A 22928-nucleotide genomic window follows, 5' to 3' on the forward strand; every position below is an offset into this window, starting at 1 on the left:
GTGCCGAGAAAAGAACCTAGCCGACACAAAACCCGAACTTTCTGGAAAGCATATCTAATCTAAATAACTTTAGTCCCTTTAAAAAGAATATCCAGTGTCCAACTATAAAAGGAGATTTCGAATCCCCAGCTTATAAATGCTTTTTGCTCCTACCTGCTCAGGTACAACAGAAAGCTGCGAAGTGCATGGTATAAAAGTTTCTAAAATCGAATATACGTCGCAGGCACCAGTTGGTATAAGAACGGGGGGAATTGGTATAATTTCCAAAACCAGCCTTATAAAAACGGGTATTTTGGCACTCATAATGACCAGAGTACCGAATTTATGAGCAAAAAAATCATCACACTTCTTCTTATTGCTGTATCCTGCCAGCTCTATGCACAGGAAACCTGGCAGCTAAGGCAGTGTATCGAATACGGCCTTGAACACAACCGTAACAATGCGATTTATGCCAATCAGAAACGCGCCGCCGACGCACGCGCACGGGAAGCGCTGGCCGACTACCTACCGCGCATCAGCCTGACCTCCACGCTTGACAACAATCTCAAGCTGCAGCAAACCGTGATACCGGCAGGGATATTCGGTGACCAGGACCTAAGGGTCAGCCTTACCAAGAAATTTGCCAGCAATGCGACGGCGCAGGTAGACCAGGTACTCTACGACCAGGCACTCCTTACCGGGCTTAGGGCGAACAAATACAACCGGCAGCAGGCAGCACTCAACCTCCAGCAATCCCGGGAGGCCATCATATACAACATTACCGCCGCCTACCTGGACATCTTTGTGTACCGCCAGCAGCTGGAACTCCTTCACTACAACCTTGAAACCTACCAGGGGCAGATAAATGTGCTCCAATTACAGGTGGACAAAGGCGTAACGCTACAAAAAGACCTGGATAAGGTACAGGTGGATTATAACAACACCCGCTCCCAGCAGCGCGTAGCCCAAAGCAACCTGGAACTGGCGCACAATGAGCTTAAATTCGAAATGGGCTACCCCTTCGATACCCCCTTAAAGGTGGATACCGCTGCACCGGCGAACCCTGCTATAGAAAAGGATGTAGCATTCTCCCCCGAAGCCCGTATCGATTACCGCCTGGCTGCGCTGGATGTGCGGTTGAAGGAACTACAGCAAAAGAGCATCCGGGCCGGGGCACTCCCTACCCTTTCTGCCTACGCACGTTATGGGGCCGTGGGGTTTGGCGACCACCTGGACCAGGCCTACCGCGATCTCAACCCTTTTTCGGCCGTAGGCCTAAAGCTGACCATACCACTGCTGGACTTTTACAGGCGCAACGCCCGCTACCGCCAGGCAGAGGTGGAGCGCCTCAATGCCGAGGAAAATCTTACCCTTTCCGAAGGGCGCTACAGGATGGAATTTGACAACGCACAGGCCAAGCTCCTGCAGGCGCAATCCAATGTAGAGAACGACCAGCGCAACGTTACCCTCGCCCAGTCTGTACTTACCGTTACTGACCTGCAGTTTAAAAAGGGAACAACCGACCTGACCGACTGGCTCACGACACAAAACGCCTTGAAGCAGTCCCAGAACAGTTACCTTAGTTCACTCTATACCTATTACCTGGCGCGCATCGACCTTGAAAAAGCTGCCGGCACATTGCAAAATTTTTACAATTCATTATAAGCACCATGAAAAAGAAAGTACTGCTTGCCCTGATGGTAATTGGCCTTACGGCACTTATAGTTATCCGGCTGGTTTCCAACAAGAATACTATAGACAAACGCAACCAACCGGGAACTGAAGTGGCCAAAGGCATCCCGGTAACCGTGGCAACTGCCGTTGAAGAAACCCTAAGCACCGAACTGGTAAAAACCGGTACACTGGCGCCCTTCCGCCAGGCCACCGTACTTGCAACGGCCAGCGGAAAATTGCTGCGCCTGGATTTTGAGCTGGGTACCCCGGTACAGGAAGGGCAGCTGCTGGGGCGTATTGATACGCAACTTTTGCAGCTTGACCTTGAAAAATCGGAATCTGCCGCCCAAAAGCTCAGGCGTGACCTGCAGACGTACAGTGAACTCCTGGAAGGCAACGCCGCAACCCGCGAAAAGGTTGAGGAGGTCCGCCAAAGCTACAACGAGGCGGCCAACCGCTCCTCTCAGCTGCGCCGTCAGATAGCTGATGCTTCCCTGAAGGCTCCCATTAGTGGTGTTATTGCCTCAAGGCCGGTAGAGCAGGGTGTCTTTGTCGCCTCCGGAAGCGAGGTGGCGACCATTGTCAACCTCTCCCGTGTCAAGGTAACGGTAAACCTGACCGAGGCGGAAGTGTACCAGGTTAGCGCGGGCCAAAAAATACTACTGCAAACTGACGTTTACCCCGGCAGGGAGTGGCAGGGCACCCTATCGTACATCAGCCCGCAGGCCGACGCAGCACACAATTACGCTGTAGAGATCTCCGCCGAAAACAACCGGGAGGCCCCACTGCGCTCCGGCACGTTCGTCAGGGTGGATTTCGCCGGAAGAGCGCCGCAGAAAATGCTGCTCATCCCTAGGGAAGCACTCCTGGAATCCACGCGTGATGCCTCGGTATATGTAATCCAGGCCGGCAAAGCGGTGCTGCGCCCCGTAAAGGCAGGCTCCGATTATGGCGGCCGCGTAGCCATAATCGAAGGGCTTAAGCCGGGTGAGCAGGTCGTGACCTCGGGGCAGATCAATCTGCAAAGCGGAACGCCGGTAACCATCTCAAAATAATTTAAGCCATGTCTATAACCGAAATTGCCATAAAGCGGCCCTTGCTGCTCATTGTAATCTTTACCGTGCTGGTGCTCTTCGGGGTGCAGTGCTACCTGAGCCTCAACTACAACCTGCTGCCCAAAATCGAGGTACCCACCGTATCGGTAAGCACCCTATATCCCGGGGCTTCCGCCTCGGAAGTCCAGGTATCGGTAACCAAAAAGCTGGAGGATGCCTTTGCGGCTGTGGAAGGCCTTGACCAGATGAATTCCACTTCCCAGGAAAGCGTCTCGCAAATTACCCTCCAGTTTAAAAGCGGCACCAACCTCGAAGAGGCAGAACGCGCCGTGCAGCGTAAGGCCGACCAGGCCCTGAATGACCTGCCCGATACTTCCGAGAGGCCCCAGGTGAATAAGGTCAACCTGGAAGAAACCCCCGTGATAAAAGCCGGGGTAACCGCCGCCATGCCCCCAAGGGAACTTTATGATTTTGTGGATACCCAGCTGCGCCCCCTGTTGCAAAACGTGGCAGGTGTGGGGCAGGTAATTATTATCGGTGGCGAACAGCGCGAGGTTCAGGTGCAGATCAACCGGGAACGCCTTCAGCAATACGGGCTTTCCCTCTCGCAGGTAACACAGGCGGTAAATAATGCCAACCTCTCCTTCCCTGCCGGCAGCATAGAAACACCCTCCCGACAGCTTTCCATACGTTACGATGCCAACCTGAAGTCCCTGGAAGAATTGCGCCGCCTCGCGGTGGCTACGGGAAAAGACGGCAGTATGATTTACCTTTCCGATGTGGCTGAGGTTGCCGATGGGACGGCAAAGACGACGGCGATCAACCACATTAACGGCATCCCATCCATAGGGATACAGATCATAAAGCAAAACGATGCCAACGCTGTTGATGTAAGCCACCTGGTCAAACAGGCGCTACAGTCTATGGAAAGCCAATATGGCGCGCGTAAACTGCACTTTGCCATCTCTTCGGACCAGAGCGTCTATACCCTGGAATCGGCCGATGCGGTAATGCACGACCTGGTACTGGCGGTAGCCATCGTGGGGATTGTAATGCTGGCCTTCCTTCACAGCCTGCGCAGTTCGCTGTTTGTACTGGTAGCACTCCCCTCGTCGATCATACCTACCTTCATCGCGATGTACCTTCTGGGTTTTTCCCTTAACCTGATGACCCTTATGGCCATGTCACTGGTCGTTGGGATATTGGTCGATGACTCTATTGTGGTGCTTGAGAATATTTACAGGCACCTGGAAATGGGCACCGATAAACGGACCGCTGCCCTAAAGGGCCGTAACGAGATCGGCTTTACCGCACTGGCCATAACCCTTGTGGATGTCGTGGTATTCCTGCCCCTGGCCCTGGCCGGGGGAATGATCGGCTCCATCCTCCGGGAATTCTCCCTGGTCGTGGTGATCTCGACCCTGATGAGCCTGTTTGTATCCTTTACCATCACTCCCCTATTGGCAAGCCGCTTTGGGCGTGTGGAGCATCTAAACAAGGCAACCTTGTGGGGACGCGCAAACCTGGGCTTTGAGCAGTTCCTGGACCGCATTAAGGAAGATTACGGCACACTGCTGAAAATCGCGTTGGGCAAAAAAAGGTGGGTGCTCTCAGCCACACTACTGCTCCTTATCGGTTCCATTGCCCTGGTGCCTACAGGATTTATTGGGGCGGCGTTCATACCGGCTACCGACCAGGGCGACCTGGTGATCAACCTCGAACTGGAGCCTACCGCACCAATTTACCGTACCAACCTGATGGCCCAGAAAGCCGAAAAGATACTGCTGTCCCAACCCCAGGTAAAGCAGGCTTTTTCAAGTATCGGTTTTGTAAGTGGCAGCGTCTCGGGAGCCGCCTCTAATGCCAACCTGGCGGAGATAACCATAACCCTGGTCGACAAAAAGCAGCGTAACCAAAGTGCCGAAGAATTCGGTATTGCCATGCAGCGCAGGCTGAGCAGTGTGCTACCGGGGGTAAAGATAACCGCTTCCGCCATATCCATAACCGGAAATGTCAACAGTGCCCCGGTACAGATCGCCATTAAGGGTACGGATATAACACAGGTACGACAGGTCGCGGAAGCCTACAGGAGTGTTGTCGCCTCCATACCGGGCACTAAATTTGTAAAACTTTCCGTAAAGAACCCTAAGCCCGAGGTAGCGATACAGCTCGACCGTGAGAAAATGGCGCTCCTGGGGCTCAACGCCGCACAGGTGGGTGCTACCCTGCAAAATGCGTTCAGCGGCAGTGACCAGAGCCTATTCCGCCAGGGGGGCAATGAATACGACATACTGGTGCGCCTGGACCATTTTAACCGTTCCGATATAAGTAATGTACGCAACATGCCCTTTGTGAACACGCTGGGACAAACGGTAACACTGGGACAATTTGCAACAGTGGGCGAAGTGCTGGGTGAGACCACCCTGCAGCGTATCAACAGGCTAAACGCCATCACCGTGCAGGCCAATGTTGCCGGCCGGCCTTCCGGTACCGTTACCGATGAGATCAGGTCCAAAGCAGCCTCGGTCAAAATTCCCGAGGGCATCGCCGTCAGCTACCTTGGGGACGCCAAGAACCAGGGTGATGCCTTTGGAAGCCTGGGCCTGGCACTGCTTACCGCCATCATCCTGGTTTACCTGATCATGGTGGCACTGTATGAGAATGCGGTGTACCCCTTTGTCGTGCTTTTTTCAATCCCCGTGGCGCTCGTGGGTGCGCTCCTTGCACTGGCCCTGACCATGGAAACCCTGAACATATTTACCATCATAGGGATGATCATGCTCCTGGGGCTGGTATCCAAGAATGCAATACTGATTGTCGATTTCACCAACCACCTGAGGGATGAAGGGCATAACGTTCGCCAGGCTTTAGTGGAGGCCGGTAAAGAACGTTTACGCCCGATCCTGATGACCACACTCGCCATGATACTTGGCATGCTCCCCATCGCCATTGCCAGCGGTGCCGGCTCTGAAATTAAGAACGGCATGGCATGGGTAATTATCGGCGGGCTCACAAGTTCCATGGTGCTTACCTTATTTGTGGTGCCCAGCATGTACCTGATCATCGACAACCTGCTCACGGCACTAAAACGCCCCAAACCCTGACCCCTTTTACCGTCCTCTATAGAAAGGGAAAGCCAGCCGATAACGGCTGGCTTTTCTGATTTAAAGCGGCTCCCACCTTACGGTTCCGGGTTGAGCGCACCGCCGGTGTATTTGCTGAAAAACTCTTTCTTGTAGACCTCCCCCAACGGGATCTCCGATTCGCCGAGGTAAATGGTATGATGGTCAAAAGAATCGATATAATCCCTGTTGATCAGGTAGGATTTACTCACGCGCATAAAAATATGCTGCGCTATTCTCTGGTGGATGTTCTTCAGGTTCATCGCTGTGATCAGCTTTTGCGTTCTGGTATGGATTACCACATAATCTTTTAAACCCTCGATGTAACGGATGTCGGCGTAGGCGATCCGGTGGAAGCGTCGCTCGGATTTAATAACAAGGTAATCCTCACTATTGCCCTCAACAGTGCTTTTTTCGGTAGCCTCGGAAAGCAGCCCTGCATAAGCTGCCGCTTTTTTTATCGTCCGCTCCAGCCTGCCTTTCTCCACCGGCTTCAAAAGGTAATCGATCGCATCCAGCTCATAGCTCCTGAGCGCGTATTGCGGATAGGCAGTAGTGAAAACAATAAGGCTTTCACCGGAAACCTGGGCAGCAAATTCCAGGCCGTTGACCATCGGCATTTCAATATCCAGGAACATCAGGTCTACACGGTGCTCCCTCATATAACCAAGTGCTGCCGGTGCGTTGGAAAAGGTGCCCAGGATCTCAAGGTCTGAAACTTCCCGTATAAGGGCCTCCATCTCCGCGCGGGCAAGCGGCTCATCGTCAATAATGATACAATTCATATTGGAATATTTAAAATAACGGTATATTCTTTTTCGGTAGTGCTGATATCCAGCCTGTAGCCCGTGCCATACAACAGGCTGAGGCGCCTTTTTATATTGGGCAGGCCCAGCCCGCTGCTGCCTTCCCCGGGCGCAACATAGTCCACACTTTTTGAATTGCGGCAGGTAAATTCCAGCCGCTCGCCCTTTACCTCCACGCTCATACAGATATAGGAGGGGCTATCACTGATGTCCACACTGTGCTTTACCGCATTTTCGGCAAAAGTGGTAAAAAGGTTGGGGGGTATAAGCAGGGTGCCCAGCAATTTTGGGTCTGCCATAGATGTAATGTTTACCGAGAGATTGTCCCGGCGAAGCTTCTCCAGATCCATGAAGTTGGACAGAAAATTTATTTCAGAACGCAAAGGCGTACCGGGTTCATTATTGTCATAAAGCTGGTAACGCAAAAATTCCGATAGCTTCATGATCACCATAGTTGCCTTTTCAGGGTTGCTGCGCACCAGCGCCTTGATCCCGTTGAGCATATTAAAGAGGAAGTGCGGGTTGATCTGGTTGCGAAGCTCGCTAAGCTCCATCGACAAGGTCAGGTTGCTCAGTTCGGTAATCCGCTGGTTATCGGTTTTCCAGCGTTCAAAAAGCGAAAATGCTGTGGTCATCAGTATAATAGGCATCACTATGATGATCCCCTCATAAAATCCGGTATCATCAGCCGCCTGTTGCCGCACTTCTGCTATCCTTAAGGGATCAAGGTACTTGGTAAGGACGCCTGACATAAGGAACAGGCCCAGGCTGACCAGCAGCAGCAAAAAGAGAAAGTACAGCGCGTACTGTCCACGGAAAAAAAACCGGGGTACCAGTACGTACATATTAATGTAAAACATGGCGATGAAGGAGATGTGCACACACAGCAGCCTTAGTAGCTTTACAGTGCCGCTGTACTCCTTAAGCCAGTTCGAAAAAAAGATAATGCCCAGTAAAATGACCCACAGCAATATATGGCGCAGTACCTTATAACGGGACTCAAAAAGCAGGTCAATCGCCCTTTTATCCCGGATCTGTGGGGTAGCTTGTTGCATCGTGGTAATGGTATTAATGATTCTTTAAAGCAAATATAGGGGATTATCCCGCCGGGGCGTTTACTATTATACCAACCCCCCTGTTCGTTCTACCAAATTTACCATGCAGCCCGTTTAGTCTAATTTGTAAGGGGTTTGGTATAAATTTTAAATACCGCTTTCAGATAATCCCTTCTTTTGTTACGGGAAGGCCTGGGATATCTATAGGGTACCTTGGGGCATTGCCATGAGAACGAGACGCTTTATGACCATAAATTAACACGACCCTATGAAGATTCTTAAAAAAACACTATTAGCCTGTTGTGCACTTGTGCCCTCTTTAGCAAGTTTCGCCCAAACCGCTACCGACAGCATCCCAAAAAGAGCCATCGCTTATGCAGCGGACAAATTCCCGATTGCCCGTGCCCTGAACATTGAGTTCACGCACACGGCACCCTACAATTTTTCACCGGAGCAGCGCGGTACCGCCATGCCCGATGGGCGCGTAAACGGACTGAACCTGGCGAAAGTAAGCGCTAACATCAACTTTATAAAAAAAAGGAGCTGGATGCTGGGAGCCACCCTAAGTTATAAATACCTTAATTCGGAAGCAGCACTCACCTCCCCACAACCGGGGAGAAAAGGCTGTTACAGGAAGATTTCCACTATCAGTTTACCACGATTAATTTTATATACTTTACACGCATCTTTAAAAAAACCACCATATTTACCTCTAGCCTGATGCTGGACGGCAGTGATAAGCATTTCGAGAGGTTTAAAGGTATCCTTACCGGAACGATGGTGCTCAAGGCAAATGCAAAAACCAAAATGACCGTTGGCCTGCTGGGGAACATCGACCCTACCGCACAAACCCCCATCATCCCAACCTTTGGCTACGAACATCATTTTAATAATGGGTTCATCATTGACATCAACCTGCCTAAAAGCCTTATGCTGCGTAAAAATGTATTCAGCAATGGAAGGGTTTCCCTGGGTACCGAACTGGACCAGACTTCCTTTTATTTGTATAACCTGGATACAACCGGCCGCAGGTATGAATTCAGGCAGCTCGATATCAATTCCGGGCTCCTGTACGAGCACATGGTGGCCAACTATTTTATCATCACGGCGAAAACCGGGATCAAGCTAAGCCCTAACGGAAGGATCTTTGAAAAAAGTGGCTCATTTGCCGACCCCGTTTTTGAAATTAAAAACGACCCGTCCTTTTACTTTAACTTTGGTGTATCCTTCAATCCGTTTGCTAAATACAAAAAGAGATAACACCCTTTACAACGGTTGCTTCATAAGCCCTCGTAAAATAAATAAGCCCAACACAAGCACATACTATGGAAGGTACCGTTTACCATATCAATGCGGATAAGGCACGCTATTCACTCTACATAAGTGGCGACCTGTTTCTGATTTTCGAGCCCATTGGCCATTGTGAGCTGCTAAGGGGTGATATTATCAGGACGACGCCGGAGCGACTGGGTGAGGCCTCACTCTATAATATATCTACCAACTGCCAGTTTGATGCCTACCTGGAGAATCTTGTTTCCGGGGAACGTGCCGCAAAGCGCGAATGCCTGCTCTAAGTGGCACTACCAACTCATTGCTCTCTTACTACGATACGTTCCTCTAACTGTATGTTGACAATGTTAGCGCAGCTAAAAAATAACATCAAGGTTAATTATAATTCTGAAAAGCTCCAGTTTTATACAAGCAGGAGCTTTTAAATTTATATTGAGGAGCTATTTCAACTTCATTTTCTGTATCCTTACTGCGTTAAGTATAGCCAGCAACGCCACACCCACATCAGCAATAACAGCCTCCCATAAATTTGCAATACCACCTGCCCCAAGTACTAACACAACTACCTTAACAACCATGGCTATAGTAATGTTTTGCCATACTACCTGTTTAGTAATCTTGCCCACCCTTATGGCAGCAATAATTTTAGAGGGCTGGTCGTTCTGGATCACAATATCTGCGGTTTCAATAGTGGCATCACTGCCCAGGCCTCCCATAGCAATACCTGCATCTGCAAGGGCAACTACCGGCGCATCATTTACACCATCGCCCACAAAGGCTATCCGGCTACCGGAATCTTTTAATGCCTGCACCTTCTCTACTTTCCCTTCAGGCAGCAAGTCTCCATAAGCTTGGTCAATACCCAATGTTTTAGCAACCTTATCTACTACCGCCTGCTTATCGCCCGATAACATAACGGTTTGTATATTTAGCTTGTGCATTTGGTCGATTGCTTCTTTGGCATCGTCTTTAATTTCATCTGCAATGGTTATATAACCCGCATAATTGCCATCTATAGCCAATACTACCACGGTATCTATCAAACTATTTATTTCCTCCGGATACGATATATCATATTTTTTGAGCAGTTTTGCATTACCCGCATGTATGATCTTTCCATCCACTTTACCCACCAACCCGTGGCCTGAAATTTCTTCTACACCTTCTGCTTTTAGCCCTAACTCTTTACCTACATGGTCTACCACTGCCCGCGCTATAGGGTGTGTAGAGCTTTTTTCCAGAGCGGCTGCATGGTTTACCAACTCTGTTTTATCTATTCCCACAGCTACAACTTCCTGAACTTTAAACACTCCTTTTGTAAGCGTACCGGTTTTATCCATAATAACCACATTAATCGTGGTCATTACATCTAAAAAGTTAGAGCCTTTAAACAGGATACCGTTTCTGGAAGCCAGTCCTATACCGCCAAAATAGCCCAGCGGAATAGAAACCACTAAGGCACACGGGCAACTTATAACAAGAAATACCAGTGCCCGGTAAAACCAGTCATGAAAATTGTAAGGGTTAATAAAAAAATAGGGTACAAAACAAACCAGTAAAGCCAGGGCAAATACAATAGGGGTATAAATTTTGGCAAAACGGCTTATAAAAAGCTGTGTTTGCGATTTGCGTGCCGTAGCATCCTGCACCATCTCTAATATCTTGCTAAGCTTACTATCTGTAAAAAGCGAGGCAACTTCTACTTCTGTCACCTTATCAAGATTAATCATACCGGCATATACAGCCTCCCCTTTTCGTTTGGTATCAGGTTTGCTTTCGCCTGTAAGGGCTGCAGTGTTAAAGGTTCCGGCATCTGAAAGAAGGACGCCGTCGAGTGCTACTTTTTCACCGGACTTAACCTCTATAGTCTCGCTAACTTTAATCTCTTTAGGGTTTACGACCACCGTTTTTCCGTCCCTTTTAACGGTAACTTTATCAGGCCTTATATCGAGCAACGCTTTAATACTTCGTTTAGCCCTGTCTACGGCTGCATCCTGAAACCACTCACCTATCGAATAAAATACCATTACTGCTACCCCTTCGCTATACGACCCAATGCTAAAGGCACCAATTGTTGCAACGCTCATCAGGAAAAATTCATTAAAAAAATCAAAGCGCTTTGCCTTACGCCAGGCCATGCCCAGTACGTTATAACCCGCTAGCAAAAATGCCACAGAAAAAATGATCAGGTTAACTGGAAATGGCGGTTGGTAAGAAAATCCAAATTCGAGGGTCAGCATAACGGCCAGGATAGCAAATGCAGTAAGTAGCGGCCAGTGGCTTACCCATCCCCCGGCTTCAGAATCCTCGTTTATATCCAATTTTTCTTCATCATGCTCATTTATGATCTTTTGATCATTTAATAGTGAAGTTGTTGGACTTAGCTTATCTTCTTTCATAGTGCTTAACTTTAAAATAGAATATTACCCTACTGGTAAACAAACGTTTATATAATGTGATTTCATAGATATCCTAAGCAGGTATCGGAAGATAAAGTAAAGCTATTATTGATTTTCATTACTATAAAAAGAAGTTAATTTAGTGATCTGGGTCCTGCTCTGAATACAACCTATAATTCACGGTGATTAGTAACCAAATAATAAATTGTATAAAAAACAGAAGTAGCAATATTGACAGTCACTTCTGTACTTAAAAATTAACAGTATCCAAGATAGGGATTGCGCAAGTAAGCAAAAATGCTTACATTTGAATTATGAACCCACAATTTGAGAAATATAAAGGTATCCATCCCGGTGCTATACTTGAACGTGAACTCAAAAAAAGAGACCTTGCGCAACGCCCTTTTGCCTTATCAATTGGGATTGCCCCCCAGTCATTTAACCAAATTATTAAAACTAAGAGGCCCTTACCGATATCTGCCGCTCTAAAGATAGAAAGAGCCCTTAACTTGGAAGAGGGCGCTTTAGCCTTATTGCAAACCTATTATGATATCAGTGTTGAAAAAATGAAAAACTCATTTCATCCGAAACCTAATTTAATACACTTACGAAAAAGCCTGTTTTGGGATACCGCTATTGACACAATAGATTGGGAAAAACAATCAAAAGCGGTAATTGAAAGAATTTTTGAACGGGGAAATTTAACTGAGAAGAAAGAAATCATACGTTTTTATGGCTCTTCCAAGATCCGTGCTATAATCTTCGCGCCATCAGCTAAAGCAAAACTTACAAGAGGTATACAAATTAAACCAATACTATAGGATGATATATTGGAAAACTGTAAATGATCTGCTTCGGGAAACTTTACTGCTCCTAATGCGTTCAAAAGAATTAGATGAATTTCGCCTTGTAGGTGGCACTGCACTAAGCCTGCAGTTAGGTCACAGAATGTCAGTAGATATAGACCTTTTCACTGACACTGAGTACGGTTCAATGGATTTTAAAAGCATTGAAAGTTTTCTAGAAGCAAACTTCTCCTACGTCGATAAAGGATTTGGGGACGTTATCGGAATGGGAAAATCCTATCTCGTAGGATCAGATGTAAACGACACAATCAAGCTTGACCTTTATTACACTACAGATCCGTTTATAGAACCGCCATTGATAATAGAAGAGATTAGGATGGCAACCCTAAATGAGATCATAGCCATGAAAGTGGATGTTATCCAGCGTACCGGCCGTAAGAAAGATTTTTGGGACCTTTATGAAGTACTATCAAAATATAGTATAAAGGATATGATAGCACTCCATAAAAGCCGGTATAAATATTCACATGATGAAGTTTTGATACGAGGCAACTTTGTGAATTTTAGTGAAGCAGACGATGATTTCGAACCTATTTGTCTCCGCGGCAATTATTGGGAATTCATTAAGGAAGATATTATCAACGCAATCGAAAAGGAATATAAGACTATGCGTAAAAATTAAAGGAGAGTAAATTCTGTATCGTAACATCACAATGGAAGCTCCCATATTTATATCGGCACTTTATTTTTGACGTGATATTGCAGTAGACTACAAGTTCCAAGAAATGAAATCTGATGCCCTATTGCATATATTTCCTTTTTGCATCATTACATTGACAGCAATTATTCGTAAGCTAATAGTAGTGTTATGAAAGAGCCATTTACGAAAGAAGATCTTTGGCAATTCGCCTCGGAAATTATTCGTGAAGTAACAAAAATCAATAACCCGCTGACCAATCAATCTGAAGTCATAAGTGACGAGTGGTTGAAAAGCAAAGCTGTCCGCAAGATATTGGATATTTCCGCCGGATCGCTCCGGAACCTTCGTATTACCTGCAAATTGCGCTACAAAAAAGTTATGGGCTCGTACTACTATAATAAGGCCGACCTTTTAGGACTATTTAACGATGTTTCGTAAAAAGATAGTTAGTTGATTTTGCTTCGCATAATTAATGTGAACTCCCCTCCTTATTTCGAATCTCCACCATCAGCAAAATTGCAATATTAAAAAGGCAATAATTGATGGCTATTTTCAATTCTGCGCGTAAATATTTTTTATAAGTTTGCATTATAACAGTTTTATGAAATAACAACTGTAAATCAACACTTTACAACTTAGGTGCAAATCAGGTGCAAGTTTTAATTGCATGCTTTAAAATATAGGTTTTACAAGGGTTTTCGAAGCAGGTTCGATTCCCGGCGACTCCACTTGACCGGAAAGGTACGCAGATTTTTGTCCTTTCCGGTTTTTTATTGAATATAAGTCGTTGTTTATCAAATAGATAAGCCGGGCTGCTTCATTGAGCTTAGGTGTTCGATAATCTTTCCCGTCAAAAACGATTTTTTCGGGATATATCGAACCTATCAGCTCTCTTTTCTTACTTACTGGCAAAGTGCTATAGTACGTATCCAACCTTGAAAGCGTGCTAATTGCCTTATCCATAAGCTTTTCCACCTGCATCTGCGAGGGCTTATTAGCGCCTATGGTGTTCAATAATCTTTCGGCCTTCTTGATTTCATTTTCCGCTTCTTCTTTTAAAGCTTTATAATCCTCCGCATCTATCACGTCTGCCAGCAGCAGGTTCCGTGCTTTGGAAATTTTTTGGCTTAGCCTGTCAATATCGTCAGAGATTCTTTTGCGTTGGTCATTTTCCGGCTTTGTAAATTCTGAAAAAAGCTTTCCGACAATCACCTTATACAATTCTTTGATTGCAGGATGCGGTACAAATTTCCTCAATTCACGCTCAAAAAGCTCATTCAGCTCGTCGGCGCGATAGCGATACCTGCATCCTGGCTGGCAGTGGTAATACGGATAGTGTCTAGTCTTGCCTTTTGAGGAACTGGCTGTAAGCATACCGCCGCAATGTGGGCATTGCAGAAATCCACGCAGCGGAAAATTCTCGTCAGCCTCGATTTTTGACCTTGAACGTACCTTTCGTTTCTTGCCATCCAGTACATCCTGAACTTCATAAAAAAGGTACTCGGACAAAATCGGATCATGTGTTCCCTTTACAAACCGTTCTTCCTCATCTTTGTAGGCAGGTACATAAATTAATCCGCAGTATATCGGATTGCGCACCATCGTATAAAAAACGGAACTTCCGCATTTTAATCCCATACGGTTCACTTCCTTCCTGATCTGGTCGGCTGGCTTAACGCCTCTTGCTAACTCTTCGAAAGCCCACCGTATATAGGTCGCATGTGGCTCAACTATCCCAAAATATTTCTTTCCGTCTTCAGTAATCTTATTTTTATACCCAATTGGTGCAATTCCTAATGCCCTTCCCTCCTTCTTGGCACGGCGCATGCCATGAAATACGTTAAGCGCCCTGCGGTCATTTTCCACCTCAGGGGTGGCAAGGTAAAGGGCCAGCATTATTTTGTTTTCCGGAATGCTGAAATCCAGTGGCTGCTCGATAGCCTGGGGCTCAACTCCGAATTTTCTAAGGATGTTGATCATTTGGTAGGCATCGCCGGCGTTCCTGCTGAACCTGTCCCACTTGGTGAACAGCACGACATCCGAGCGTCGCTTCTCTCTTTTTAGGATTTCAAGGTATTTGATCCATTCCGGACGGTTAAAGCTTTTTGCGGAATGGTCTTCCAAAATCACATTTTGGACGCTTATGTCATTATTCTCGCAATACTTGCGGAGCATATCTTCCTGATTACGCTGCGAATAGCCTTTATCCGCCTGTTCGTCAGTACTTACCCTTATATATAAATCGGCATTTTTCATAGTCTCAAGTAAAGCTGCAATTTAAGAATTTTGAGCCGGATAGAGGTACAATGACACCGACTCATTTGCCATTTTGTATAAAAATTTCAATATGATAAACAGCTGCTCATCAGCAACTTCCATACCACCTTGTCGCAGTATTTTCTTCGCTTGTTCAGTTGGGATAAATCCCGCCTCCGCTTTTAATCTCCTTCTCATGGCTGAACTGTTAAAGTAAAAAAGCCCTCGCGGGCTTTAAGTATTCAGGAAAAAAATCTTGCTGGGTAGATTTTTCTTTTTTGAGGCTTCGTAACGCAGGTAGCCATAAGCATCCAGCTCCTGCATGCACTTGCTGTAAGTACGTAACGCAGAAACCTTTGCAATTGCCATAATCTCATGGCTGTACGCCCGATATGGGTTTAGAGATCCCCTGTCAGTGCTGTACTGCACCAGGGCAGCAAATATCCCGATATGGGTAGTGCTCACGCGCTGGTCATTCACGCTTCTGTGGAAAAAAGCTGACAGGGGATTCATGATTTACATTTTTTGCGCCTTCCTGCGCTGTTTTTGTCCCCCTTCCTCACCAGGGCTGTCCTCGGCAGAAGCCGACTGGGCCTTTTTGGCATCCTGCTTCTGGGAGGTTCCTTCCTTTTCAGACTGCTGCTGCTCTTTTGCCTGCCTTGTATCAATGCGTTTGTGTTCGGCATCGTAAACAGTAAGGGTCTTAAATTGAGGGCTTGCTTCTATATACTGCTTTACCTCCTGGCCATCCTTGATGAACGTGGCGGACTGCCTGTTGCCTTTTTTCAGTGAATTAAGGAGGTCTTCCTTGTGGGAAGGATTTCCAAGCTCCTTGATTGGGTGTTTGGAGATTACCGCATCTAAATCATAACCGTAATTTTCATGGTAATGCTTCTGGCGGAAATTGCCATTGGAATCAGCATCTTTAAAATCCAGCTGTACCCTGCGCAATTGCTTATTGCTAATGGCGCTGATGTAAACGCAATGCACGGCAACGGCGGCACCGCCCTTATGTTTGCCGTGATGTTTGGCCGCAACGATATTATCGAAACGTTGATAGACAACGACGCCGACGTAAATCTTAAGGACAAGCGCGGACTTGATGTACTGGATATTGCCTTCCAGCAGGGAAACAAGGCAGCCTTGGATGCCCTTCAAAAAATTAAAGCCGCTTAGTAGCTGTATGAAAGCACTTATTTTACTGGGCACCCTTAAAGAAAAGGGTCCATCTAACACGGCTATACTGAGCGAATTTGCCATAAGCTACCTGCAAAAAGAAAATATTGAATGTGAGGTGGTACGCCTTGCTGAGCACAACATCCTGCCAGGCTCATACATCACCCTCGATGCGCAGGATGATTTTGCGGGTATTTATGAAAAGATACTCGGCGCCGACATCCTGATTTTTGCGACCCCCATATGGTGGAACAGCCATTCATCAGAATTGCAACGCATAATAGAGAGGCTCGACGAGGTATACCATATTGTGGAATCGGGCAAGCCCTCTCCGCTTTACGGAAAGCTGGGCGGGGTGATTATAACGGGAGATTCTGACGGCGCAGAGCACATAACCGGCAACATCGCCAACTTTTTTACCTGCATAGGTGTCACAGTACCTGCCTATGCCTCACTGGGTGTTATATGGGAAGGCCACACTAAAGGAAAGACCACACCAAGGGCGGAACTGTTGAAATATTATGAAAAAAAGTATGGGCAGGATGCCGAAAATATGGCTAAATCATTTTCCAGGCTGGGCAACTTACAAAAGAAGAATTAAAACTTAGCAGGGTTTTCCTTTGCGCCAAGGCACATTCAGGCCGTTACCGTGCAAAAATAGGAGCTTTAGTACTCATCATTTAGCCTTTTTGCCTGCAGAGCGTTAATAATACCAGCAGTCGATGCTGTATTATTAAAATAGATATAAATCTGCTTAAAATTTTTACGTACAACCTCATTGTACATATCTGCAATTTGTTCTTCCGTATATTCCGAATAAAACAGCCTGGGGTTGCCATGCATCCGCACATAGCCCTTTTGGTTGGTTTTTATTACAGCAGTAGGTAATTTGGGGTAATTCACACTGCAAAAACTAATATTGTTGCTCTCCAGTATGTCCATGACATCTTCCCTCCACCAACTTTCATTCCTGAACTCGACAACATTAGTAAATTCAGGATTAACAGCCGCAATAATGGCCTCCAGGCGTTCCGGGCTGTAGGTAAAGCTTGGCGGCAACTGAAAAAGCACACACCCCAATTTGTCCTTGAGACCTTCGCGCGCCACCTGATAAAACTTCTCAATATCATCCTTACAATCTTCCATCCTTTTAATGTGGGTAATTGTTTTTGGGATTTTAATACTGAAAAGAAAACCATTAGGTGCTTTTTCATACCAGGCTTCCAGGCTTTTTAGCGTAGGGAAGTGGTAAAATGTAGCATTGAGCTCATACGTATTGAAATAGTTACAATAATAGTCAAACCATTTCTTTTTGGGTAAACCTTCCGGAAAAAAAAGGGGCTGCCAAGATGCGGTAGCATAACTGGAACATCCTATATGTACAGTTGTTTTTTTCATGCGTAAAGTTCCTGGCAATTGGTACAGAAGAAACTGCGGCGCTTTTTGGTCCCGGTATATTCTTTGTGCATAGGCAGTTCGCAGCGTTTACATGTTTTTTTGGTATGGGCCAGCCAGTGCTTTTTCAGGGTACCTTCGTTTTTCCACTTCAAAAAATCAAAGCTATACTCCCTTGCCTGTTCTGCAATTTCTTTGAGTTTTTCATCCGGTATATTCCCGCTACGTGATTCCGGATGCACGTGCACCCTGTATAATACCTCGTTTTTTATAATATTGCCCACACCCGAAAAAATATCCTGTTCTAATAAAGCATCGCATATCATCATATCAGGCTTATGGCTGAGTTTTTCCAGGGCGGCTTTTTCATCCCATTGCTCGTGCATCACATCGGCAGACCAGTCATAATGGGAATTAATGTCACCTTCTAAAATTTTAACGCCAGCAGTATAAATGTTGATTTCCCCGTTATTAAAAGTCAGGCCCAACCGAAGCTTGGCCTCTTTTGTTTCGTTAATTCGGTAGGTGCCAAATAGTAAAAAATGGACGCGTACGGTAAACCCTTTAAAGCACAGTAACAGGTGCTTGCCCCAGGTTTTAATGTCAAGAAGTCTTTTGTTTTCCAATAACGACATGTCTATTGCAGCATTGCCTAAAGCGGCAATGACTTTATGGCCTGTAAATGCTACCATATTTTCTTTAGCAATTATTATACTTGGACCTTCAGGCATACTTGCTTGGATTTAGATTTTATTTTTCATGTACTTTGGATGCTGTCAAATCAGGAGTTGCTTTCCCTGGCTACATTGGCCTGTGGCTGCTCTGTTTCTTTTTCCTCAACATATACCGCATACTCAGCAGGCAATATCCTCTCCCCTTTAAATGCGGCATAGGCACGCGTAAATTCGGCACTGATAAACAGGATGGCTGCGGAATAATATACCCAAAGTAGTATGACGATTAGTGAACCTGCAGCGCCGTAAGTAGAGGCCGTTCCTGACGAGGTGATATACAAGCCAATAATATACCGGCCCAAAAGGAAAAGCAGCGTAGTAAACACAGCCCCCGCCCTTACATCCCTCCATTTAACCTTAGCATCGGGCAGCACTTTATAAATGACTGCGAAAATCAGGCTCAGCACGACCAGGTTTACAATCAGGCTAAGAATGGTAAAGAAAATTACAGATACATCCGGCAGCCACTGCTTCAGCATCCCGTTAAATACACTTAGTGCCCCGTTTACCACCAGTGATACGATAAGCAAAAAGCCCAGGCCAACAATCAGTGAACCTGATAGCAGCCTGTCTTTGATGAGTTTCACCCATCCTTTTTTGGGTTTGGCCTTTACCTTCCATATCATGTTTATCGAATCCTGGATCTCTCCAAAAACGGTTGTAGCACCTATTATCAGGGTAGCCGCGCTTATTATGAGCGACAGGTTCGTATCGCCGGAAAGTTCCATATTGCGGATAATTTTTTGTATCTGTGCCGCAGCCTCATTGCCCACAAGGCCGTTGAGTTCTTTAAATACAGTCCCCTCAATAGCATCTTTCCCAAAAAAGACCCCGGCCAGTGATATTATAAGCAATAGTAAGGGAGCCATGGAAAACAAGGTATAATAAGCAAGAGAAGCACTCAGCTTAAGCCCTTTGTCTTCCATAAATCCTTTCACAGTGTCCTGCAATACTCCTATACTGTCTTTCAAAGTTTTTTTTACATTCATTAAAATCCATCTTTAATCATAATTTTTAAAATTACATAAGAATATCTGTATACTGAAGTATTTTAAGATTTTGAATGCTTATTTAATCTATAAAGTACTTAGTGCATGCTAATATTATTGTAACCTGTACTTAAGACAACTTAAAAATAAATAACTTAGACATAGTAGATTAACGCTCTAATATAAATTACATGAAAACTGCAGAAAAAATAATCATTGCAGGCATTGTGGGTACCACCGTTATGACCCTGTACAGCTACCTAAAGGCAAAAAAAGAAAAGCAGGAATATGTAGAACCGGTTTTAATCAACAAACTGGTGGACAAATCCCGAAACCTACCTGAAGTTGAGGATAATGACAGCCATCCTCTAGGTTGGGGATTACATTATGCAACAGGTATTGCATTTATGGCGGCCTATTATTTATTATGGAAAAAAGTACTGAAAAAGCCAACGCTATCACGCATAACAATAACCGGAGTGACAAGTGGTATCGTAGGGATTGCCGTCTGGAAACTGCTCTTTACCCAACATGATAACCCACCGCACAACTACAGGTACGGCTATTACAAGCAGCTCCTGATAGCACACATTGTGTTTTCTTTTGCGGGAATAGCTACCTACAAAGCATTGGGCCATTCACAAAAATCAGTTAGCTAATATCCGGCCTGTACGCAGGTTCCCCAGGCTGGTAGTAATACCTTGTACAATAATGAAATTTCACTCGACTTCAAACAAGTATATGTCTATTTTGATAACGATGTGAAAGGGTATGCCGCTTTAAATGCCTTACGCCTAAAGGAATTTCCCGAAAAAATAAAACAGCCTTCGATTGGAAGGCTGTTTACATATATTTATTTGAATTTAAGGCTTTAACACTACTTTTACGCAATTGTCTTCTTTCTTATTAAAAATGTCGTACATCTTGGCCGCATCACTAAGCGGTACTTTGTGCGTAATTATATCTTCGAGCACTACCTTGCCGGTTGCAACCAATTCAATAAGATGGTCGATATAATTGTGTACAGGAGCTTGCCCACCTTTAATCTGGATGCCCTTATCAAACCATTGATGCAGCGGGAAGTTGTCATAAGGCGAACCATATACTCCCAGCACCGTTACCACACCGCCACGCCTAACTGCATCGAGGCAGCGTTCCAGTACGCGCATGGTTCCCACTTCACCCTGTATCACGTTCAGCGCTTTCGTCCACACGCCATGGTCAGCTTCCATACCCACCGCGTCCACACACACATCGGCACCGTAGCCACCGGTCATTTGGCGGATTTTTTCAACCGCATCGCCATCATTGTAATTAATCGTTTCAACGTTAGCCGCTTGTTTCGCCTTGGCAAGCCTGTAGTCCTGTATGTCTACAATAATAACACGTCCGGCACCTTTTAACCATGCTGATTTGGCGGCCATAATGCCTACCGGTCCGGCACCCCATATTACTACCGTTTCGCCTCCTTTAAGCCCTGCCCAGTCAATGCCGCTCCAGCCCGTAGGAAATATATCGGTTAGGAATAGTACCTGCTCGTCCGTTAGGTTGTCCGGCACCTTGCGTGGCCCGTAATCGGCATAGGGTACGCGCACATATTCAGCCTGGCCGCCACTGTAGCCGCCGTACAAATCGGTATAGCCAAACAGGCCTCCCCCTTTGCCCTTAAGTAAACCACCTTCAGGCCCGTAATGTTCCGGGTTGGAATTTTCGCAATGTGTGGGGAGGCTCATGTTGCAAAAATGGCAGGTGCCACATGAAATTGGGAAAGGTACTACTACTCTATCTCCAACCTTTAAGTTGGTTATGCCTGAACCTACCTCCTCTACAATGCCCATGAATTCATGGCCTAAAACCAGCGGCTTCGGCTGCGGAAACAGCCCATTGTAAATATGCAGGTCGCTGCCACAAATGGCAGTGGAGGTAACTTTTAATACCACATCGCGTGGGTCTTCAATCTTAGGGTCTTCAACGGTGTCCACCCTAATGTCTTTGGGTTTGTGAAATACTGCTGCTTTCATAGTTGGTGTTGATTTTTATTTTGATAAAGGCTCATTGCCGGTGTTGTTTTGGAGAAATGACGTTTGGTATCTCACCGCTCTTAAACTGTAATATCTGTTTCAGGCTCCGCATAATCGCTTATAGGGTGCGCTTCAGCGGGATGGTTTTCAATGCCTTTTGAATGTTTGTGCTTGTTGTCGTGCCCTTCGGTCTTTACAATTTTGTTATACACGCCAAGCAGCAGAAATGGTGCCGCCCACTGACCTACAAACAGTGCTGACTTATCTTTACCAAGGCACTTTAGCGTGGCAGACGCTGCCATAGAACCTACAGCAGCCCACAAGAACAGGTCTGACGGCAGTTTTGAAGTCTGGTTTTCAATGGCCTTTGCAACAGGTCCTTCAGAATGATCGTTTTGAATAACTGACATAATAATTTAGTTTTTAGTTTATAAATGATATTGTATAAGTTTTACGGTTGACCGCCCCCACCGGCAGCGCCATATATTTGTCCGGTTGCATAACTTGCATCATTTGCTGCCAGCTGTACATAAATGGAAGCGAGTTCTGCCGGTTGCCCTGGCCTCCCCATAGGGGTATCACCACCAAACTGGGTAAGCTTTTCCATGGTAGCACCTCCGCTGACCTGAAGTGGTGTCCATATAGGCCCTGGTGCCACGCCATTTACACGGATGCCTTTCGGCCCCAACTGCTTTGCAAGCGAACGTATGTAATTGGTAGTTGCGGCTTTGGTTTGGGCGTAATCAAAGAGTTCCGGGCTTGGATCCTGTGCCTGTACAGAAGTTGTTCCAATTATAGAAGCACCGGCTTTTAAATGCGGTAATGCGGCCTTTAAGATCCAAAAAGGTGCATAGATATTGGTTTTCATCGTAGCGTCAAACGCCTCCGAAGTAATGTCCATAATGGATTCCTGGGTTTGCTGGCGTGCAGCATTGTTTACTACAATATCAAGCCCACCGAGCCCTTTTACTGCTTCTTCTACAAGCTTTTTACAAAAGGCCTCATCGCGCAAATCGCCGGGAATAGCAATAGCCTTACGGCCTTCAGCCTTAATAAGCTTTATTACTTCCTGTGCATCTTCTTCCTCATTAGGATAGTAATTGATCGCCACATCTGCACCCTCACGTGCGTAGGCTATCGCAGCTGCCCTGCCCATACCGGAATCGCCACCTGTAATAAGTGCTTTGCGGCCTTTAAGGCGCCCCGAGCCTTTATAGCTTTTTTCGCCATGATCGGGCAATGGATTCATCTTACCAGCCAGTCCCGGCCATGTTTGGGTTTGCGGCTTAAAAGGCGGCCGCGGGTATTTTGTGGTAGGATCTTCTCCTGCGTTAGACGGAGTATAATCGTTGTCAAGGCCATTTGCTACTACAGGGCTAACAACTGTGGTAGCCAGCACGGCACCGATACTTCCTAATGCCTTTCGACGGCTCATAGTATTGTCATTATTCATAATATGCTATTTTAGTTT

The 22928-nt window shown here is 46.1% G+C and carries 25 protein-coding genes; 12 read left to right on the plus strand and 13 right to left on the minus strand.

All coding sequences use genetic code 11. The features are described 5' to 3' along the window. Positions 1-324: 324 nt before the first annotated feature. From DYH63_RS09675 to DYH63_RS09685, 3 genes are read left to right on the plus strand one after another with little or no spacing between them, the layout of a single operon-like run. Entirely contained in the window at positions 325-1644 is a 1320-nt protein-coding gene (locus DYH63_RS09675) for a TolC family protein (RefSeq protein WP_116788609.1), read from the plus strand. 5 nt (positions 1645-1649) lie between these two features. Then, a complete protein-coding gene (locus DYH63_RS09680) occupies positions 1650-2708 on the plus strand; it encodes an efflux RND transporter periplasmic adaptor subunit (protein WP_116788610.1) in 1059 nt (352 codons plus the stop codon). An 8-nt stretch (positions 2709-2716) separates the two neighbouring features. After that, positions 2717-5812 (plus strand): efflux RND transporter permease subunit, encoded by a 3096-nt coding sequence (locus DYH63_RS09685; RefSeq protein ID WP_116788611.1) that lies wholly within the window; start codon positions 2717-2719, stop codon positions 5810-5812. 77 nt (positions 5813-5889) lie between these two features. Here DYH63_RS09685 and DYH63_RS09690 read toward each other — a convergent pair whose 3' ends face one another. Together DYH63_RS09690 and DYH63_RS09695 are read right to left on the minus strand one after the other, a co-directional pair. Next, complete coding sequence (locus DYH63_RS09690; RefSeq protein WP_116788612.1) at positions 5890-6615, minus strand: LytR/AlgR family response regulator transcription factor; 726 nt, start codon at positions 6613-6615, stop codon at positions 5890-5892. After that, positions 6612-7691, minus strand: a complete 1080-nt coding sequence (locus tag DYH63_RS09695) for a sensor histidine kinase (RefSeq protein WP_116788613.1) — start codon at positions 7689-7691, stop codon at positions 6612-6614. The genes DYH63_RS09690 and DYH63_RS09695 overlap by 4 nt, the downstream gene beginning before the upstream one ends. A gap of 268 nt (positions 7692-7959) precedes the next feature. Between DYH63_RS09695 and DYH63_RS09700 the strand changes: the two genes are divergently transcribed. From DYH63_RS09700 to DYH63_RS09710, 3 genes are all read left to right on the plus strand, one after another. Beyond that, positions 7960-8412: a hypothetical protein gene (locus tag DYH63_RS09700; RefSeq protein ID WP_116788614.1), complete on the plus strand. Its 453-nt coding sequence runs from the start codon at positions 7960-7962 to the stop codon at positions 8410-8412. Then, positions 8412-8951, plus strand: coding sequence for a DUF6268 family outer membrane beta-barrel protein (locus DYH63_RS09705; RefSeq protein WP_116788615.1), 540 nt, complete (start codon positions 8412-8414; stop codon positions 8949-8951). Before DYH63_RS09700 ends, DYH63_RS09705 begins: the two co-directional genes overlap by 1 nt. 65 nt (positions 8952-9016) lie before the next feature. Then, positions 9017-9265, plus strand: coding sequence for a hypothetical protein (locus DYH63_RS09710; RefSeq protein ID WP_116788616.1), 249 nt, complete (start codon positions 9017-9019; stop codon positions 9263-9265). 156 nt (positions 9266-9421) lie between these two features. On the opposite strand, the gene DYH63_RS09715 is transcribed toward DYH63_RS09710, so the two are convergent. Further along, the gene (locus tag DYH63_RS09715; protein WP_116788617.1) at positions 9422-11380 is read right to left on the minus strand and encodes a heavy metal translocating P-type ATPase; all 1959 of its coding nucleotides are present in this window, start codon (positions 11378-11380) and stop codon (positions 9422-9424) included. Between the two features lie 314 nt (positions 11381-11694). Here DYH63_RS09715 and DYH63_RS09720 point away from each other — a divergent pair, with 314 nt between their 5' ends. The 3 genes from DYH63_RS09720 (at position 11695) to DYH63_RS09730 (ending at position 13324) form a co-directional block, all read left to right on the plus strand. Then, a complete protein-coding gene (locus tag DYH63_RS09720) occupies positions 11695-12201 on the plus strand; it encodes a helix-turn-helix transcriptional regulator (protein WP_116788618.1) in 507 nt (168 codons plus the stop codon). 1 nt (position 12202) lies between these two features. Then, the gene (locus tag DYH63_RS09725) at positions 12203-12868 is read left to right on the plus strand and encodes a nucleotidyl transferase AbiEii/AbiGii toxin family protein (protein WP_116788619.1); all 666 of its coding nucleotides are present in this window, start codon (positions 12203-12205) and stop codon (positions 12866-12868) included. A 186-nt stretch (positions 12869-13054) separates the two neighbouring features. Then, complete coding sequence (locus tag DYH63_RS09730; RefSeq protein WP_116788620.1) at positions 13055-13324, plus strand: DNA-binding protein; 270 nt, start codon at positions 13055-13057, stop codon at positions 13322-13324. Between the two features lie 234 nt (positions 13325-13558). Here DYH63_RS09730 and DYH63_RS09735 read toward each other — a convergent pair whose 3' ends face one another. Genes DYH63_RS09735 through DYH63_RS21625 form a run of 4 tightly spaced genes read right to left on the minus strand, consistent with a single transcriptional unit; the run spans position 13559 to position 16093 of the window. Further along, positions 13559-15142, minus strand: a complete 1584-nt coding sequence (locus tag DYH63_RS09735; RefSeq protein WP_116788621.1) for a recombinase family protein — start codon at positions 15140-15142, stop codon at positions 13559-13561. Positions 15143-15163: 21 nt separating this feature from the next. After that, complete coding sequence (locus DYH63_RS21295) at positions 15164-15340, minus strand: hypothetical protein (protein ID WP_162926983.1); 177 nt, start codon at positions 15338-15340, stop codon at positions 15164-15166. 36 nt (positions 15341-15376) lie between these two features. Further along, entirely contained in the window at positions 15377-15655 is a 279-nt protein-coding gene (locus DYH63_RS09740; protein WP_240409090.1) for a hypothetical protein, read from the minus strand. Positions 15656-15658: 3 nt separating this feature from the next. After that, complete coding sequence (locus DYH63_RS21625; RefSeq protein WP_240409091.1) at positions 15659-16093, minus strand: hypothetical protein; 435 nt, start codon at positions 16091-16093, stop codon at positions 15659-15661. Between DYH63_RS21625 and DYH63_RS09750 the strand changes: the two genes are divergently transcribed. Then, a complete protein-coding gene (locus tag DYH63_RS09750; protein WP_205528307.1) occupies positions 16094-16318 on the plus strand; it encodes an ankyrin repeat domain-containing protein in 225 nt (74 codons plus the stop codon). 7 nt (positions 16319-16325) lie between these two features. Further along, entirely contained in the window at positions 16326-16919 is a 594-nt protein-coding gene (locus DYH63_RS09755; protein WP_116788624.1) for a flavodoxin family protein, read from the plus strand. Positions 16920-16984: 65 nt separating this feature from the next. On the opposite strand, the gene DYH63_RS09760 is transcribed toward DYH63_RS09755, so the two are convergent. From DYH63_RS09760 to DYH63_RS09770, 3 genes are read right to left on the minus strand one after another with little or no spacing between them, the layout of a single operon-like run. Further along, positions 16985-17716 carry a DUF72 domain-containing protein gene (locus tag DYH63_RS09760; RefSeq protein WP_116788625.1) on the minus strand — a complete coding sequence of 244 codons (732 nt, stop codon included), beginning with the start codon at positions 17714-17716 and terminating at the stop codon, positions 16985-16987. Beyond that, complete coding sequence (locus tag DYH63_RS09765; protein ID WP_116788626.1) at positions 17713-18444, minus strand: endonuclease; 732 nt, start codon at positions 18442-18444, stop codon at positions 17713-17715. The genes DYH63_RS09760 and DYH63_RS09765 overlap by 4 nt, the downstream gene beginning before the upstream one ends. Positions 18445-18494: 50 nt before the next feature. Continuing rightward, positions 18495-19436, minus strand: coding sequence for a YihY/virulence factor BrkB family protein (locus DYH63_RS09770; protein WP_116788627.1), 942 nt, complete (start codon positions 19434-19436; stop codon positions 18495-18497). Positions 19437-19627: 191 nt separating this feature from the next. On the opposite strand from DYH63_RS09770, the gene DYH63_RS09775 reads away from it, so the two are divergent. Further along, positions 19628-20095: a hypothetical protein gene (locus DYH63_RS09775; RefSeq protein ID WP_116788628.1), complete on the plus strand. Its 468-nt coding sequence runs from the start codon at positions 19628-19630 to the stop codon at positions 20093-20095. A 204-nt stretch (positions 20096-20299) separates the two neighbouring features. On the opposite strand, the gene DYH63_RS09780 is transcribed toward DYH63_RS09775, so the two are convergent. The 3 genes from DYH63_RS09780 to DYH63_RS09790 all read right to left on the minus strand — a co-directional run bounded on the left by DYH63_RS09780 (position 20300) and on the right by DYH63_RS09790 (position 22910). After that, positions 20300-21457 carry a zinc-dependent alcohol dehydrogenase gene (locus DYH63_RS09780; RefSeq protein WP_116788629.1) on the minus strand — a complete coding sequence of 386 codons (1158 nt, stop codon included), beginning with the start codon at positions 21455-21457 and terminating at the stop codon, positions 20300-20302. A gap of 80 nt (positions 21458-21537) precedes the next feature. After that, on the minus strand, positions 21538-21867 hold the full coding sequence (locus DYH63_RS09785) for a hypothetical protein (RefSeq protein WP_205528308.1): 330 nt from the start codon (positions 21865-21867) through the stop codon (positions 21538-21540). 41 nt (positions 21868-21908) lie between these two features. Beyond that, positions 21909-22910, minus strand: coding sequence for an SDR family oxidoreductase (locus DYH63_RS09790; RefSeq protein ID WP_116788630.1), 1002 nt, complete (start codon positions 22908-22910; stop codon positions 21909-21911). Positions 22911-22928: the final 18 nt, after the last annotated feature.

The organism is Flavobacterium psychrotrophum (assembly GCF_003403075.1).
Lineage (GTDB): Bacteria > Bacteroidota > Bacteroidia > Flavobacteriales > Flavobacteriaceae > Flavobacterium > Flavobacterium psychrotrophum.